General features: G+C 30.4%; 13 protein-coding genes. 7 read left to right on the top strand and 6 right to left on the bottom strand.

Features of this window, described 5'->3' with window-relative positions:
• Positions 1-5 precede the first annotated feature (5 nt).
• The 5 genes from CLAU_RS18345 to adhE (CLAU_RS18325) form a co-directional block, all read right to left on the bottom strand.
• Entirely contained in the window at positions 6-434 is a 429-nt protein-coding gene (locus CLAU_RS18345) for a helix-turn-helix domain-containing protein (RefSeq protein WP_023163376.1), read from the bottom strand.
• On the bottom strand, positions 434-1396 hold the full coding sequence (locus tag CLAU_RS18340) for a tyrosine-type recombinase/integrase (protein ID WP_023163375.1): 963 nt from the start codon (positions 1394-1396) through the stop codon (positions 434-436). The genes CLAU_RS18345 and CLAU_RS18340 overlap by 1 nt, the downstream gene beginning before the upstream one ends.
• Before the next feature lie 75 nt (positions 1397-1471).
• Positions 1472-3685 carry an ATP-dependent helicase gene (locus CLAU_RS18335; protein WP_023163374.1) on the bottom strand — a complete coding sequence of 738 codons (2214 nt, stop codon included), beginning with the start codon at positions 3683-3685 and terminating at the stop codon, positions 1472-1474.
• A gap of 92 nt (positions 3686-3777) precedes the next feature.
• Positions 3778-6411, bottom strand: coding sequence for a bifunctional acetaldehyde-CoA/alcohol dehydrogenase (gene adhE, locus CLAU_RS18330; protein ID WP_023163373.1), 2634 nt, complete (start codon positions 6409-6411; stop codon positions 3778-3780).
• Between the two features lie 151 nt (positions 6412-6562).
• Positions 6563-9175 carry a bifunctional acetaldehyde-CoA/alcohol dehydrogenase gene (adhE, locus tag CLAU_RS18325; RefSeq protein ID WP_023163372.1) on the bottom strand — a complete coding sequence of 871 codons (2613 nt, stop codon included), beginning with the start codon at positions 9173-9175 and terminating at the stop codon, positions 6563-6565.
• Between the two features lie 664 nt (positions 9176-9839).
• On the opposite strand from adhE (CLAU_RS18325), the gene CLAU_RS18320 reads away from it, so the two are divergent.
• The 7 genes from CLAU_RS18320 (at position 9840) to CLAU_RS18285 (ending at position 16451) form a co-directional block, all read left to right on the top strand.
• On the top strand, positions 9840-10400 hold the full coding sequence (locus tag CLAU_RS18320; protein ID WP_013238311.1) for a DUF6143 family protein: 561 nt from the start codon (positions 9840-9842) through the stop codon (positions 10398-10400).
• 94 nt (positions 10401-10494) lie between these two features.
• Positions 10495-10824, top strand: a complete 330-nt coding sequence (locus CLAU_RS21525; protein WP_341456192.1) for a GerAB/ArcD/ProY family transporter — start codon at positions 10495-10497, stop codon at positions 10822-10824.
• A gap of 59 nt (positions 10825-10883) precedes the next feature.
• Complete coding sequence (locus CLAU_RS18310) at positions 10884-12485, top strand: spore germination protein (protein WP_023163370.1); 1602 nt, start codon at positions 10884-10886, stop codon at positions 12483-12485.
• A gap of 31 nt (positions 12486-12516) precedes the next feature.
• Positions 12517-13704, top strand: a complete 1188-nt coding sequence (locus tag CLAU_RS18305; RefSeq protein WP_023163369.1) for a Ger(x)C family spore germination protein — start codon at positions 12517-12519, stop codon at positions 13702-13704.
• A gap of 25 nt (positions 13705-13729) precedes the next feature.
• A complete protein-coding gene (locus CLAU_RS18300) occupies positions 13730-13948 on the top strand; it encodes a hypothetical protein (protein WP_013238308.1) in 219 nt (72 codons plus the stop codon).
• Positions 13949-13979: 31 nt separating this feature from the next.
• Positions 13980-15062 carry a GerAB/ArcD/ProY family transporter gene (locus CLAU_RS18295; RefSeq protein WP_029170038.1) on the top strand — a complete coding sequence of 361 codons (1083 nt, stop codon included), beginning with the start codon at positions 13980-13982 and terminating at the stop codon, positions 15060-15062.
• A 303-nt stretch (positions 15063-15365) separates the two neighbouring features.
• A complete protein-coding gene (locus CLAU_RS18285; protein ID WP_023163367.1) occupies positions 15366-16451 on the top strand; it encodes a GerAB/ArcD/ProY family transporter in 1086 nt (361 codons plus the stop codon).
• A gap of 134 nt (positions 16452-16585) precedes the next feature.
• On the opposite strand, the gene CLAU_RS18280 is transcribed toward CLAU_RS18285, so the two are convergent.
• Positions 16586-17359, bottom strand: coding sequence for a serine hydrolase (locus CLAU_RS18280; RefSeq protein WP_023163366.1), 774 nt, complete (start codon positions 17357-17359; stop codon positions 16586-16588).
• Positions 17360-17362: the final 3 nt, after the last annotated feature.

Below are 17362 nucleotides of genomic sequence, written 5' to 3'. Positions count from 1 at the left end.
TTGATTTATTCTAATTTTTTAGGATCATATACTGCATTTCCTAGCAATTGTTGTTCTAGTTCTTTATAATCATACTTACGTTGAGGAAAATCATTGAATAGGCTTTTCTTTTTAGTATAGCTTTTCTTAACCTTATCTATAGTAGTTTTTACTGTATTTACAACATTAGACGTCGATGTTTTTAGTAACGTATATACGTTAGATATACTTCCTCTTCTTTTTATTCGTAAAATTAATCCTGCTTTAAAGCATTCTTGTATACCTCTCTGTACCGTTCTAACGCTTTTACAGAGCCTTTCAGATATATATTTTTGACTAGGATAACAATGATCTTTATTGTAGCACATAGATAAAAGAAAATTATAAATTCTATAAGCATTATCGGAAATATTGTAAGTGATAGTAGAATTATCTATAATAGTATAATTAATCATTATCGTCTACCTCCCCTTTTAACAGACATTCTTATGTTTTTCTTAGAAAGAACATCAAGAGGATTGAACTTTTGTATATCGTTTTTTACTTGTAGTGGTAACAAGTTTATATATCTTTCTGTGGTTTTTATCTCAGAATGACCTAATATAATTTTTAATCGGTAGATATCGCCGCCGTTCTTAATGAACATAGTAGCAAAGGTATTCCTAAATGTATTAACACCATGAAATTTTATTTTTCTATGTTTAAAGTAATTAAGCAAATTTTGATGACAAGTATCATAGCTCATTTTTTCCCCATTTAATAGAGGAAATAAGTAATCTTCTTTTTTTAACCCTGTTCTCTGTATATATTCTATTAACGTTACTTTTAAAGTATTAGACAATGGTACTGTGATTTGCCTTTTTGTTTTCATATGCCTAAATAATATACTATCTGTGTTAAAATCTATATCTTCTACATGTACATTTAATAAAGTCTCTGCCCTGCATCCTGTACCTAATAGAAAGCTTATTTCAGCCCATGACCTAAAATCCCCTACTAAGCAATCATTTATATTAGGTTTTTTTAATAATTTTAATATTTCTTCTTCCATATAAATTTGCTTTTTTTCTAATAAAATATTTGGTATTTTAACATCAAATTTTTTTAAATAATTCTGATTAAAACAATAAGTTAAAAAAGCTCTCGTTTTTATTACAAAAGATTGATAAGTATTCCCTTTATATCCTTCTCTACGCATTTTATTCACATAATTTTCTATTTTATCTTTTGTTAATGTTTCTATTTTATCTTCTAAATTAACAACTTTATTTAGTACATATGTTCCATATCTTTGTTTAGATTTGATTGTCATTTCCCTTTGACCTATACTTATGCAATATTCTAAATAATCTTTATATATTTCCCTTATATTTTTATTTGTTGTTTTTTTAATGTTTTTTAACTTTAATTTAGCCATTTTTATTCCATACCCCCAACCATTTTTTTAGTAGTTACGTGTATGGAACGAATTATTTGACACATTTACCTTTAATCACAAACATTTTCTAGCAGCATCCTTCATCAGCTGTCCATTATAAAGAACCGATAAATCAAATCCTATCTCTCTATTATCTGAAAATAATACTTTTAAGCAATTATCTCCCTTATCTATTATTTTTCCACTTCCAAATACTTTGTGAACTACATAATCTCCTGTCTCTAAGCCGCAATTTTTCATAAGCTCTCCCGAATTTAGCAAATCACATTCCTCTATAAACCTGGATACATCTACTGCTTTTTTCCTAATAGTACTTGAATAACACAAAGTCAAATTATCTATGGCTCTTGTAACCCCTACATAAAAAAGCCGCCTTTCTTCTTCCAGATTATTTTGTATGCTATTTGCATGGGGAATTAATCCTTCGCTGCAGTTTATTATGAACACATTCTCAAACTCCATACCTTTCACGCCGTGAATAGTACTTAAAGTAACTGTATTACCTTCTTTCTTACCTTTCTCTAAAGTCTGCTCCACTTTTCCAACATTATCCAAAAATGATTCTATACTATCGAATTCTCCGCAAGCTTCCCTAAACTCTCCTATAATATCTTGAAGTTCATCCATATCCCTATTTAATTTCATGCAGTAATTTTTTAAATAATCCATATAATCTAATTTATCCAATATATAATTTATTCTATCCTGCTTCTTCATTCTATTTAATTTTCTAATATTTTTTTCAAGCACAGTTATGTTTTTAAGCTGAAAAATAGGTAAATCACCTACTTGCCTTAAAATATCAAAGCAATTTTCCCTTATTCTATTATCTATAACTTTTTTTATATTTACTTTTCCAATATACCTAAAAGGCTTATTTATTATTCTCATAAAACTATTCTTATCGCACATATTTACAGCCAATTTAAGATATGCTATTAAATCCTTGCATATAAAATGTTCATAAAAATTATACTGACCGTCCAAAAGTTTAAACTTTATATTGTATTTTAAAAAAGCATCTATTATACTTCTTGATTCCAGGTTTGTTCTATAAAATACAGCTATGTGACTATATTTGTATTTTCCCTTATTTATAATTTCTTTGATTGAATTTGATACAAAAAAGGCCTGCTCTTTTTCTCTTTCAAATACCTTGAAGTATATATTTCCATCATTTTTTCTGTTATTTTCAATAAGTTTTACATTTCTATTTTTATTATTACATATAATCTTTTTGGACAATTCAACTACATTTTTAACACTTCTGTAATTTATTTTTAAATAAATTTTTCTTCCATCTTTAAAATAGTTATCAAAATTCACCATGCACTCTGGCTTAGATCCCCTAAAAGAATATATGCATTGATCCTCATCTCCTACTGCAAATATAACCCCCTTACTTCCTATTAGTTGTAAAAGCTCTATTTGGAGGTTATCTGAATCCTGAAACTCATCAACTAAAATATACTTGAACAAATTCTGATAACTATCTAGAATAGATTTCTGATTTAGAAACATATCTTTAACTTTTAATTGTAAATCATCAAAATCCATAAGCTTATTTCTAGCTTTATAATTTTCATATTCATTAAAACATTTTAAAAATACACTTTTGTCAATTTTACTTTTAAATAAATCTATGTTAGTTTCACTATTTTTTAAAAGAGATATGTCATTTAGAACTTCCTTTACTCTCTCTTCTCCTATAAAGTCCAGATAATACATAAGTGTATTTTTAACTATCTCATGTGCCTTATAAGGATCTATAATATTTATTTCTTTATTATGCTTTTTCAATATATTATAAAATAGGGAGTGGAATGTTCCAAAAAAAGGTGACTTTTCTTTATTTCCTATAGATATGTATCTGTTTTTCATATTGAGAGCAGCTGCTCTAGTAAAAGTTATAACAACTATGTTCTGTGGATTTATTTTATTGCTATTTAACAAATGCTCAATTTTATTTACTGCAGTCACATCTTTAAAAGAATTATCATTTAAATATTTCTTCATTATCTGTAAATCATCGGTCTTTAGACAATTAGGTACATAATCTGTATTGTATATAGGACCGAATCTACATAAGTAGTCCACTCTATTAATAATAGTCTGAGTCTTTCCTGCTCCAGGGCAAGCAATGACAATGCAATTATTTTCACCATTTAAAACTGCTTTTCTTTGCATAGGATCAAGATGTTCATATTGCTTTTCAATTATTTTATCTCTTAAATACTTAAACTCTGTTTTTAACACTTCCAGATTCATAATTTAACCACCTAAACAATAGTAAAATAAAAAGGACTTATTTAACTATAAATATGTCCCTTTTTGTTTACTATATTCAATTTATTATATATTTACTTTTTCTTTCTTGTTTTCTTCTCCACAGTTGCCTTTGGTGTATCAAATGCATTTATATACATTTGTTTTATTTCTCCTATTAGTGGATATCGTGGATTAGCTCCTGTACATTGATCATCAAAAGCCAGTTCTGACATTGTATCTAAAGTAGCATAGAATTTATCTTCTGAAACTCCTGCTTCTTTAATAGTCTTTGGAATATTTAACTTAGTTTTTAAGTCATCTATAGCATTTATTAGCAATTGTACTTTTTCATCATCTGTACTTCCACCTAAATTTAGGTAATCAGCTATTCTAGCATATCTTCTTTTAACATTTGGATATTTATATTGTGGAAATGCCGCTTGTTTCCTTGGAGCCTCTACAGCATTGAATTTTATAACTTCATCTATCATAAGTGCATTGGCAATTCCATGTGGTATGTGGTGCTGTGCTCCCAATTTATGTGCCATAGAGTGGCATACCCCTAAAAATGCATTGGCAAAGGCCATACCTGCAATACATGAAGCATGAGCCATTTTTTCTCTTGCCTTTACATTAATTGTACCTTCTGTATAAGCTATTGGCAAATATTTGAATACTAATCTTGTTGCTTCAAGAGCCAATCCGTTGGTATATTCTGAAGCCATTATTGACACATAGGCCTCCAGTGCATGAGTCAACGCATCTATACCTGAAGCTGCTGTTAGCCCCTTTGGCATTCCCATCATAAGTTCTGCATCAACTATAGCCATGTTTGGAGTTAATTCATAATCAGCCAGAGGATATTTAGCTCCTGTTCTTTCGTCCGTAATTACTGCAAATGGAGTAACTTCTGACCCTGTTCCTGCGGATGTTGCTACTGAAATCATCATTGCCTTTTCTCCCATCTTAGGAAAAACATATACTCTCTTTCTTATATCCATAAATCTCATGGCCAAATCTTCAAATCTTACTTCTGGATGCTCATACATTACCCACATGATCTTGGCAGCATCCATTGCCGAACCACCACCAACTGCTATAATTGTATCTGGTTCATAGGAAAGCAGTTCTGCTGCACCTTTTTTAGCTGTAGCAAGGGTTGGATCTGGTTCTACATCTGTAAATATTTTATATGAAACTCTTAATTCATCGAGGTTCTTTGTAATTTTATCTACATAACCTAATTGATAAAGAACTTTATCCGTTACTATAAACGCCTTTTTCTTCTCCATAATTCTCAGTTCTTTTAGTGCAACTCCAAGGCTGCCATATTTGAAATAAACCTTTTCAGGTACTCTAAACCAAAGCATATTTTCTCTCCTCTCAGCAACACTCTTTATGTTTAACAAATGTTTAGGTCCAACATTTTCTGATACAGAGTTTCCTCCCCAGGAACCACAGCCTAATGTCAAAGAAGGAGCTAGTTTAAAGTTATATATATCTCCTATAGCGCCTTGCGCTGAAGGCATATTTATCAATGTTCTACCGGTCTTCATAGTTTCTCTGAACTTTTCTACTTTTACTTTTTCCGTCATCGAATTTACATACAATACAGATGTATGCCCTATTCCACCTCGTTCAACTAATCTTCCAGCCTTTAGAAGTGCTTCATCAAAATCTTTTGCTTTGTACATGGCTAGAACTGGAGACAGCTTTTCATGAGCAAAGGGCTCTTCTTCAGGTTCTACCGATTTAACTTCTCCTATAAGTATTTTAGCATCTTCCGGTACACTGACTCCCGCCATCTGAGCTATTTTAAAGGCACTTTGCCCTACAATTCCAGCATTTAAAGCTCCATTAATCATGATTGTTTTTCCAACCTTATCTGTTTCATCCTTACTTAATATATATGCTCCTCTATCTGCAAACTCTTTCTTGACTTCATCGTATATTGAGCTTGCAACTATTACTGACTGCTCTGAAGCACAAATCATACCATTATCAAAAGTTTTTGAAAGTAGTATTGAATTTACTGCCATTTTAATGTCGGCACTTTCATCAATTACAGCAGGTGTATTACCTGGACCAACTCCTATAGCAGGCTTTCCTGAAGAATAGGCAGCCTTAACCATACCTGGTCCACCAGTTGCAAGAATTAGATCTGCTTCTTTCATTACCACCTGTGAAAGTTCAATAGAAGGTTCATCTATCCAGCCTATAATTCCTTCAGGGGCACCAGCTTTAACTGCTGCATCAAGTACTATCTTAGCTGCTGCAATAGTTGATTTTTTTGCCCTTGGATGTGGTGAAAAAACTATACCATTTCTAGTTTTTAAAGCTATTAGTGATTTAAATATTGCTGTAGATGTTGGATTAGTTGTTGGAACTACTGCTGCAATAACTCCTACAGGTTCTGCAATTCTAACCATACCAAAGCCTTCATCTTGTTCCAGAACTCCGCAGGTCTTTTCACCCTTATATTTGTTATATATATATTCTGCAACAAAATGATTTTTAATGACCTTGTCTTCTACAATTCCCATTCCGCTTTCTTCCACTGCCATTTTAGCTAAGTCTATTCTAGCACTATTGGCTGCCATAGCTGCCTGCCTGAAAATTTCATCCACTTGTTCTTGAGTATAGCTAGAAAATTTCTTTTGAGCAGCCGTTACTTCATCTAACTTTTTCATTAATTCTTCAACGTTAGTTACCTTAGTTACCTTCATTAATGACACCTCTTTCTTATTTTTTATGCTGTTAAATATAAACAAATTTCTCATTTTTATTGTTTGTTTCTATGTTATTATTATTCATATTTACTCCTTAAAAATAAAAATGGTGTTCAAATTTTATTTGAACACCATTTTTATTTAATAATTACTTTTCTTCATCTTCTACAATTGGTTCGGTTTTATCAAAAACATTTATATACATTTGTTTTATTTCACTTATCAGTGGATATCTTGGATTAGCTCCTGTACACTGATCATCAAAAGCTAATTCTGACATTTTATCTAAAGTAGCATAGAATTTATCTTCTGAAACTCCTGCTTCTTTTATAGTTTCTGGAATATTTAACTTAGCTTTTAAATCATCTATAGCATTTATTAATAGTTGTACCTTTTCCTCTTCTGTATTTCCTCCCAAGTTCAGACAATCAGCTATCTGAGCATATCTATACCTAGCATTTGGATACTCGTATTGGGGAAATGCAGCTTGTTTTATTGGATCATCTACAGCATTGAATTTTATAACTTCATCTATCATAAGTGCATTGGCAATTCCATGTGGTATGTGATGCTGTGCTCCCAATTTATGTGCCATAGAGTGGCATACCCCTAAAAATGCATTTGCAAAGGCCATACCTGCAATACATGAAGCATGAGCCATCTTTTCTCTTGCCTTTACATTAGTTGTACCTTCTGTATAAGCTTTTGGTAAATATTCAAATATCAACTTTACTGCTTCAAGGGCTAATCCATTGGTAAATTCTGTAGCCATTATTGACACATACGCCTCCAGTGCATGGGTTAATGCATCTATACCCGAAGCTGCTGTAAGTCCTCTTGGCATTCCCATCATAAGTTCTGCATCAACTATAGCCATGTCTGGAGTTAGTTCATAATCAGCTAATGGATATTTAGCTCCTGTTTTTTCATCAGTGATTACTGCAAATGGAGTAACTTCCGACCCTGTTCCTGCGGATGTTGCTACTGAAATCATCATTGCCTTTTCTCCCATCTTAGGGAAAACATATACTCTCTTTCTTATATCCATAAATCTCATAGCTAAATCTTCAAATTTTACTTCTGGATGCTCATACATTACCCACATGATCTTAGCTGCATCCATTGCTGAACCACCACCAACTGATATAATTGTATCCGGTTCATAGGAAAGCAGTTCTGCTGCACCTTTTTTAGCTGTAGCAAGGGTTGGATCTGGTTCTACATCTGTAAATACCTTATAGGAAATTTTTAGTTCCTCAAGAACTTTTGTAACTTTGTCCACATAACCTAATTGATAAAGAACTTTATCTGTTACTATAAATACTTTCTTCTTATTCATAACTTTTAACTCTTTTAATGCAACTCCAAGACTACCATATTTGAAATAAACCTTTTCAGGTACTCTAAACCAAAGCATATTTTCTCTCCTCTCAGCAACACTTTTTATGTTTAATAAATGTTTAGGCCCAACATTTTCGGATACAGAATTTCCCCCCCAGGAACCGCAGCCTAATGTCAAAGAAGGAGCTAGTTTAAAGTTATATATATCACCTATACCACCTTGGGATGAAGGTGTGTTAATTATAGTTCTTGATGTTTTCATCATAGTACTAAATTTTTCTACTTTTGCTTTTTCTGTCATTGGATTTATATACAATGAAGATGTATGTCCAAATCCACCTGCCCTAACCAGTTTATCAGTTTTTGCAATGGCATCCTCAAAATTTCTTGCCCTGTACATAGCTAAAACTGGAGATAACTTTTCATGAGAAAATGGTTCTTCAAGTTCTACCGATTCTACCTCTCCTATAAGTACTTTAGCTTTTTCTGGTACATCCACTCCTGCCAGCTGTGCTATTTTAAAAGCAGGTTGTCCTACAATACCTGCATTTAAGGCTCCATTTTTTAAAATTATTTTTCCAACCTTATCTGTTTCATCCTTACTTAATATATAAGCACCCCTATAAGCAAATTCTTTTTTAACTTCCTCATATATTGAGTCTAAAACTATTACTGACTGCTCTGAGGCACAAATCATACCATTATCAAAAGTTTTTGATAGTAATATTGAATTTACTGCCATTTTAATGTCGGCACTTTCATCAATTACAGCAGGTGTGTTACCTGGACCAACTCCCACAGCAGGTTTGCCTGAAGAATAGGCAGCCTTAACCATACCCGGACCACCAGTTGCAAGAATTAAATTTGCTTCTCCCATTACCACCTGTGAAAGTTCAATGGAAGGTTCATCTATCCATCCTATAATTCCTTCAGGAGCACCAGCTTTAACTGCAGCGTCAAGTACTATTTTAGCTGCTGCAATAGTTGATTTCTTTGCCCTTGGATGGGGTGAAAAAATTATACCATTTCTAGTTTTTAAAGCTATTAGTGATTTAAATATTGCTGTAGATGTTGGATTAGTTGTTGGAACTACTGCTGCAATAACTCCTACAGGTTCCGCAATTCTAACTATACCAAAGCCTGCATCTCTCTCTAAAACTCCACAGGTTTTTTCATCCTTATATTTGTTATATATATATTCTGAAGCAAAGTGATTTTTAATAACCTTGTCTTCTACAATTCCCATTCCGCTTTCTTCTACTGCCATTTTAGCTAGTTCTATTCTAGCACTATTAGCTGCCATAGCTGCTTGTCTAAAAATTTCATCCACTTGTTCTTGAGTATATGTAGCAAATTTCTTTTGAGCATCCTTTATTTCTTCTAGTCTTTTCATTAGTTCTTCTACGTTTGTAACTTTCATTAATTAGCGACACCTCTTTCCTAATTTTTAGCAGTTCTAAGTAGTAACTATCATTCTTCCAATCTTATCAAAGCTAATTTATTATGTTTACAAAATTTATATCATAGGATTTTCTTACATCTTTGTTTTATTTTTACATAATTTGTGACAAATAAACCCCTTGATGTTAGATAAAATGCAAAGAGTGAAATTCTCTATGTATCAATAAATAATAGCAAGCACTTATTCAAGCTATTTTTATCATGCCTAGTATGCTAAATTGGGGAACTTTTTGAAATTATAAAAAACATTACACTATTTATTTTAAATAAATCATTTTCTTCTAAAGGAAATTATATTATTACTAACGAAAGATATGCTTCTAAGATGTCATATTATGTTCATATATATGTAATTATGCTTAACTAATTGTTATCATGATATAATTATGCATAATTATTTATATATTGTCAATTATTTTTTTGTATTTTTTATTATAATTTTATTTTTTTAGTGGATATTTTACAATTTAATACATAGGAACTCTGCTTTTGTTCATATTTTTTGCATTTTTTATACTAAAAAAAATAGGTAAAATACACCCTTTATTGAAATCTTGCACAAATGGTACACTTCTACATATATATTTACATAAAATAATACTAAATACTAGGAGGTCATATTTATGGAAAATCAAAACATTTTAAATTCCGATACCGTAAGTCATCATGATAAACCAACTAAAGTAGTAAACCTACCCTATCGTGTATATGAATCTTTTAAAGGAAAATATTTTATGGGTCATACCCCCTTTCTAATTCTAGAACGTAATTTAAATGCTTGGGGAGGCTTGATAAACCCAGAGGATTCAGGAGTTAAGTTATATATAAATACCTTTACAGTATCAAATACGTCTAGTACAGCTTTTAGATCAGAGCTATGGCTAAATTCTGAACCTATTGGTAGAACTTCTATATCTCCCTATGTATCCCCTGCAAATACTACCATATATCCTTTACCAACTTCGAATATTTTATTGAGTTTTGCGCAGCATGTAAAACACTCACCTTCCAGCGGTATAAGTTTATTTAACAGAATTGCAGAAGCAAATTCCACAGTAGTGGGAAATTATTATGGTAAAATCATTATCCCTCCAGGAGGCTCTCTTATCGTATATCTACACTCTCCTGGCAACCAGCACATTAAAACTGATGTTGCTTTAGGCTGGTGGGAGAAACCTCTATAATTTAACTATTGCATAGATTTAAATTAAGTGAACTGGACTTATAATATAGGTTCAGTTCACTTAATTTAAAAATGGATTGTCATTTTAATTTCCTATTCTTATAATATTTATGCTAAGTATATACATATTGATTTATATATCAAGAGATGTAGATTTTAAAAAATTAACACCAGTTTTAGGAAATGACATTAAACCTATTTTGCAAACACTACCTAGCGTAGTAATGTTCCCCTTTGGAGAAATCTTTATCTTCTTAATGTATTGGCATTATTTTAATGATAAAAGTTCTGTACGAAAAACTACATCAAAAGCAGTTTTATATTTAGGAATATTACTTTGCCAGCTTTTTCTCTACCTATTAGGAATAAAATACAATAATGATGCCTTCAGAAAAGAGACATCTGAAAAGAAAAAGGAACAATGAATAATGTACTGTCAGTAAACAAATACTAATGCTATAAAATAAAAATAGAGGTAAATAAAGTGTTTAATTATATATATAAAAAGTTTAAATTCACGCAGCTTAAAAATACTAATGCAAGCAGTGAAAATTCAAAAGGGAAAATTCCACAACCAAAACTTTCTACTAGCCTTGAAGATAACCTAAATGTTTTAAAAAATATTTTAGGTTCAAGCAGTGATATAATTTACCGTCAATTTTCCTTTGGTTCTAAGCTTCAAATAAATGCTGCAATTATATTTTTAGAAGGTATGACAGAAAAAGCAACTATAAATGAACTTATAATTAAACCTTTTATGTACGACAGCAAGCTGTGCAATTTAGAAAATAAATTAGAGCTAGACAGTATGAGCGTTATAAAAAACTGTATGCTTTCTGTTGGAAATGTTAAACAAGTTGCATTAGTAAATCAAATAATAGATGGATGTTTATCTGGCGATACCATATTTCTTGTAGATGGCTGCAAAGAAGCTTTAATTATCCATTCAAAGGGATGGGAAACTCGGGGTGTAGAAGAACCTAAAACTGAAGCTGTAGTAAGGGGACCTAGAGAAGGCTTTTGTGAAACTATGGCCACAAATATGACACTTTTAAGACGTAAAATTCAAAATCCAAATTTAACCTTTGAAACGATGAAAATTGGCACTCAAACAAACACCAATATATGCATTGTTTATTTAAAAGGAGTCGTTAATCCTAAACTCATAAAAGAAATAAAACATAGGCTAAATAAAATTAATACAGACTCTATTCTGGAATCAGGCTATATTGAACAGTTTATAGAAGATGCCCCCTATTCTATTTTCCCTACTATAGGTAATTCAGAAAAGCCAGATACAGCAGCTGCTAAAATATTAGAAGGAAGAGCTGCTATTTTAGTTGATGGTACTCCTTTTATACTTACTATGCCAATGCTCTTTATTGAAGGTTTTCAAAGTTCAGAAGACTATTATTCTAGACCTTACTTTGCAAGTATTTTAAGATTTTTAAGGTTTCTATGCTTTTTTATAAGTGTATTCTCTCCAGCTACTTACGTGATGCTATCTACTTTTCATCAAGAATTAATACCTACTACTCTATTGTTTACCATGGCAGCAGGTCGAGAAGGTGTCCCATTTCCTGCAGTTATAGAAGCTGGTCTCATGATAATAACCTTTGAAATCCTACGAGAAGCAGGTGTTAGATTGCCTCGCCCAGTAGGTCAGGCGGTAAGCATTGTAGGAGCTTTAGTAATAGGTGAAGCTGCCGTAACAGCAGGATTGGTATCAGGACTTATGGTTATTGTAATAGCACTGACAGCTGTTTCCAGTTTTGTAATTCCTGTATATACAGATGTAATTTCCATTTTACGAATGGTGTTTCTTATATTAGCCGGAATATTGGGCATATTTGGAATTGGAATTGGATTATTAATTGTACTTGTTCATATTGTATCCTTAAGATCTTTTGGTACTCCATATTTTGCTCCATTTTCTCCTTTAAGCACAGAAGATTTAAAAGATAGTTTTGTAAGAATTCATTTGTGGAGTATGTTTACTAGACCTAGAACTATAGGATGGCACAATTTAAAAAGACAGGATTCCTCTGCGAAACCGGAGCCACCATTAAAAGAAAATAACAATTAAAATACCAGTGCATTTTTACGAGGTGAATCTAATGAAAAAATACATAAATTTAGCAATAAAAATAGTTGTATGTATTTTAGTAGCTTTAAATTTAACTTCCTGTTTGGGTTCCCATGAATTAAATAAGTTAGCCATAGTAGTAGGAGTTGGATTAGACAAAGGAAAAGAAGATGATTATCCCATAGAAATGACTGTCCAAGTGGCTAATGCATCTGGTATCAAAGATATGTCAAAAAGTAAAGACAATGCATCAAGAAACACTGGTTACTTAAATTTAAGAGAAAAAGGAAAAAGCATTTCTGATGCAACAAAAGCTTTTAACCGTAAACTAAATCGTCATTTATTTTTTTCACATAATCAGGTAGTTATATTTGGGAAAAATATGGCGGAAGAAGGAATCGAAAAGTATATGGATTTTTTCTTGCGATATCGTGAAACTCGTATCTTAACATGGATTTTAATATCCAAACAGCCTGCTAGTGAAATATTAAATGCAAAACCAGAACTTGAAACTACTTCTGGAAGAAATATAGGAGAATTGATTAAAAACCAACAAGAGGTATCTCAGGTACCAGCTGTAAATTTAAAAGATTTTTCATCTAAATTGATAAGTAAGACCACGTCACCTATTGCACCTATAGTTGAAATTTCAAATGACAATAATAAAAAAATAGTATACCTTTCAAAAACAGCAGTATTTAAGAGAGGAAAGATGGTTGGAAGCCTTAATGAAAAGGAAAGTCGCGGACTTCTATGGTGTACTAATAAAATGAAGGATGGAATTGTAAGTGTAGATACATCAAATAAAGACAGCAATAGTAAAGTAAGCATAGCAACAACTCATACATCAAGTAAAATAATTCCACAAATAAAAGATGGCAAAGTAAGTATACAAATAAAAATTAAGCAAGAAGGAGATTTACAAGAACAACTTTCTTCTGAGGATTTATCAAATTCAAAATCTTTTTCAATTCTTGAAAAACGTGAGGAGGATACTATAAAAAAGGAAATAATGCTTGCATTAAAAAAGTCCAAAAAATTAAATGCAGATATATTTGGTTTTGGAGATGCCATATATCAGCATTACCCTAAGCAGTGGTCTAAGATTGAAAAAAACTGGGAAGAAACTTTTCAAAATATTCCTGTAAATATAAATGTAAATGCAAAAATAAGGAGAACAGGTAGAATTACTAAATCAATTATGTCCAGAGATAACTAATGCCAACTATACTGAGGTATGAAGAATGATATTTATATTGATAGTAACTTTTATAGGTATAATATTGTATGAAACTCCAGATATGATTAAAAATAAACATTTACATGAATTAAAAATATTTTCTATATTTTTAATTATAGCTTTTATACTAAGCTTATTTTATATCCTAGACATACCTATACCTAATCCCGTAAAAGGCATAGAATTTGTAGTAAATAATTTATTACATTTAAATTACAATTAAAATAAACTTATGTGCAGAGGTAAAAGTATTTATGAAAATTGAAAAAGGTATAATATCAAATACACAATTGACATTTCTAATTATTGGTTTACTTCAATCAGCATCAATTACTGTAGCTTTCGTAAGTGGAATAACAAAATCAAATACCTGGATTTCTCTGTTAACAAGCTTTATTGTAATTTCATTTATGATGCTAGTTTATACATCATTAAACAAAAGATACCCTGACAAAAACCTAATAGAAATAAATACTATTGTATATGGACGTTATTTAGGGAAAATAATATCTATATTATACATTTTTTTCTTTTGGTTCTTAATTCCATCAAATGTAAGAGGTATATCAGATATTTATTCCACATATCTTTTTCCTCAAACAGATCTTACTATATTTGTAGTTGTAATTATATTAACTTGTATGTACACAATAAAAAAGGGTATAGAAGTTATAGCTAGAATTGGCTCTATTTTAACCATATTGATAATTATTGTAACTGTGATTATTACAGTTCTTATTTTAAATGATATGCATTTGTCAAATTTTTTGCCTCTTTTTCAAATAGATTTCAAAAAATTTATTCAAGGTACTAATATTATGGTATCTATTCCCTTTGGTGAGTTAATCACATTTTTAATGATTTTTCCATATGTTAACGACAAAGGTAAAGTAAAAAGATTTTCATTTTGGGGTTTGATCATAGGAACTGTTCAATTTCTAATTATTATTTTAAGAAACACAGCTGTACTTGGAAATATAGGTTATATTCATGTTCTTCCATCATATCAGGTAGCAAGACTTATAAATATAGGAGAAGTTATTACGCGAATGGAAATATTGTTCGGAGTAATGCTACTATTTAATGTGTTTCTAAAAATTTGTATTTTTTATTATGCCACAGTACTGTCTATAGCACAATTTTTTAAATTGCAATCCTATAATTCTCTGGTAATTCCACTTGGAATCATAAGTATCATATTTTCAATTACCATGTATAGTTCACCTGCAGAAGAATCAAATTTTGCAAGTACATACTCTATTTATGCTATTATTTTTGTAATTTTGTTTCCTTCTATTTCACTCATTATAACCTGGATTAGAAATTTAAGTACTTAAAAACTACTATCTCACAATAATAAACTATTAAGTATAATGAGGTATAAAAAATGATATTTCTATTGATAATAATCTTTATATGTATATTATCATTTGAAGTTCCTGAAATGATTAAAAATAAATACTGGCATGAATTAAAAGTATATTCTATATTTATAATTATATCCTTTATTCTAAGCTTATTCTATGTTCTAAATATACATATACCTAATCCTGTAAAAGGAATAGAATTTGTGGTAAAAAATTTATTGCATTTAAATTACAATTAAAATTAATTTTTACATATAAAGGTAGTGACTATCCATGAAGATTGAAAAAGGTGTAATATCAGGTCCTCAATTAATATTTTTAATTATTGGTTTACTTCAAGCTTCTACACTTACAGCAGCTTTCATAACCGGAATAACAAAAATAAATACCTGGATAGTATTATTGGCAGGTTTTATCATCATCTTACCTCTATTATTAATTTATACATCTCTAAATAAAAAATTTCCTAATAAAAATTTGATAGAAATAAACGAAACAATCTATGGACGCTATTTAGGGAAAATAATATCCATATTGTACACTTGTTTCTTTTGGTACATAGTTTCTGCTAATTTCAGATTTACTGCAGACTTCTTTTCTACATACCTTTTTACAGAAGTAGATATTAGCGTATTTATAATAATATTTACAATAGTTTGTATATATACTCTAAAAAAAGGATTGGAAATCATCGCTAGGGCTTCTCTTATTTTAAGTATATTGTCAATTTTCGTATTTATATTAATTTCAATACTCATTATTAAAGACATACATTTATCAAACCTTTTACCACTTTTTCAAATAAGTTCAAAAGAATTTATTCAAGGAACTAACCTTATGATATCCATTCCTTTCGGTGAAATAGTTGTATTTTTAATGATTTTTCCTTATGTTAATGATACAAATAAAGTAAAAAAATACGCCTTTGAAGGTTTAATTGTAGGAGGTATATTTTTTTTAAGTTCCATTTTAGAAAACATAGCAGTGCTTGGAAATTTAATTTCCATTAATTTTTTTCCATCATATCAAGTAGCAAAATTAATAAATGTAGGTGAAGTCATTACAAGAATGGAAATATTAATTGCACTGGTATTATTATTTAATGAATTTGTAAAAATATGTATCTTTTATTATGCTGTAATATTGTCCATTGCTCAATTTTTCAAATTGCGCACCTATAAACCACTAGTTGTTCCTGTTGGAATTATAAGCCTTATATTTTCAATTACTATGTTTGATTCACCAGTAGAGCATGCGTATATAGCATCTTCTATATATCCTATATATGTTATTCCATTTATAGTTTTATTTCCTTCTATATCATTGATTATATCCTGGATTAGGAAATTAGGTGCTTAATCTAAAATACCATAATTATAAACGTATCTTACTTAGTTGGAATGTTACAGTAATCAACCATAAATTAAAAGTTAATTATCTTAAAATTCAAATAGACTGCCTTCACCAGGCAGCCCACCTGAATTTAATATCTATTACAAGGATATAAAATAATCATAAGCTACTTTAGAAATCTTTCCAATTGTTTCTCTCGCAAAATTATTTGTAACAGCATCCCAGGTAAGTCCACAAAAAATATAATCAACATTAGGAAGATATACTATACCTGCATCGTGGCTTATTCCATTCAAATCCCCCGTCTTATGTGCAATACGTATATCATCGGGAATGTTTAGTCTCATAACACTATTATCCAGCTGGCTAGTCAATATGTTCTTCATAATAACACTGTAGCATTCCTTAGCCCTTTCACCTTTATAGATAATTTCAAAGAATTTTGCCATATCAGCAGCAGTAGTTTTATTTTCCCTGCCTTCTTTTCTTGCCTTTGAATCCAGCATCTTTCTCTGAAGTACTGTATTTTTTATTTCTAAATCTTTAATATAATTATTTACATTGTCCATCCCTGCAAGATCCATCAGTATGTTTGCAGCCGTATTATCACTTTGAATTATCATCAAGGTTATTACATCTTTTAGCGTATAGCTGTTTCCACTTTCCAAAAGATTAAGTATGCTAAAAGGTACTTTTACATTGTCCTCTACTGTTATTCTCTGTTTAAGTGAAAGTTTTTCTTCTTTAACTTGATTTAATATTTCCATCATTATAGGTATTTTTATAAGACTTGCAGAAGGCACCACCACATTTTCATTATAAGCAATTTTTTCTCCTGTTTTAAGATTTTTTATCACAAAAGCACAATTCAATTTTTTTAAATCTATTACATCTAATATTTTTTCATACAGCATATT

The organism is Clostridium autoethanogenum DSM 10061 (genome assembly GCF_001484725.1).
Classification (GTDB): Bacteria; Bacillota; Clostridia; order Clostridiales; family Clostridiaceae; genus Clostridium_B; species Clostridium_B ljungdahlii.
This window is presented reverse-complemented; position numbering and strand designations above follow the sequence as displayed.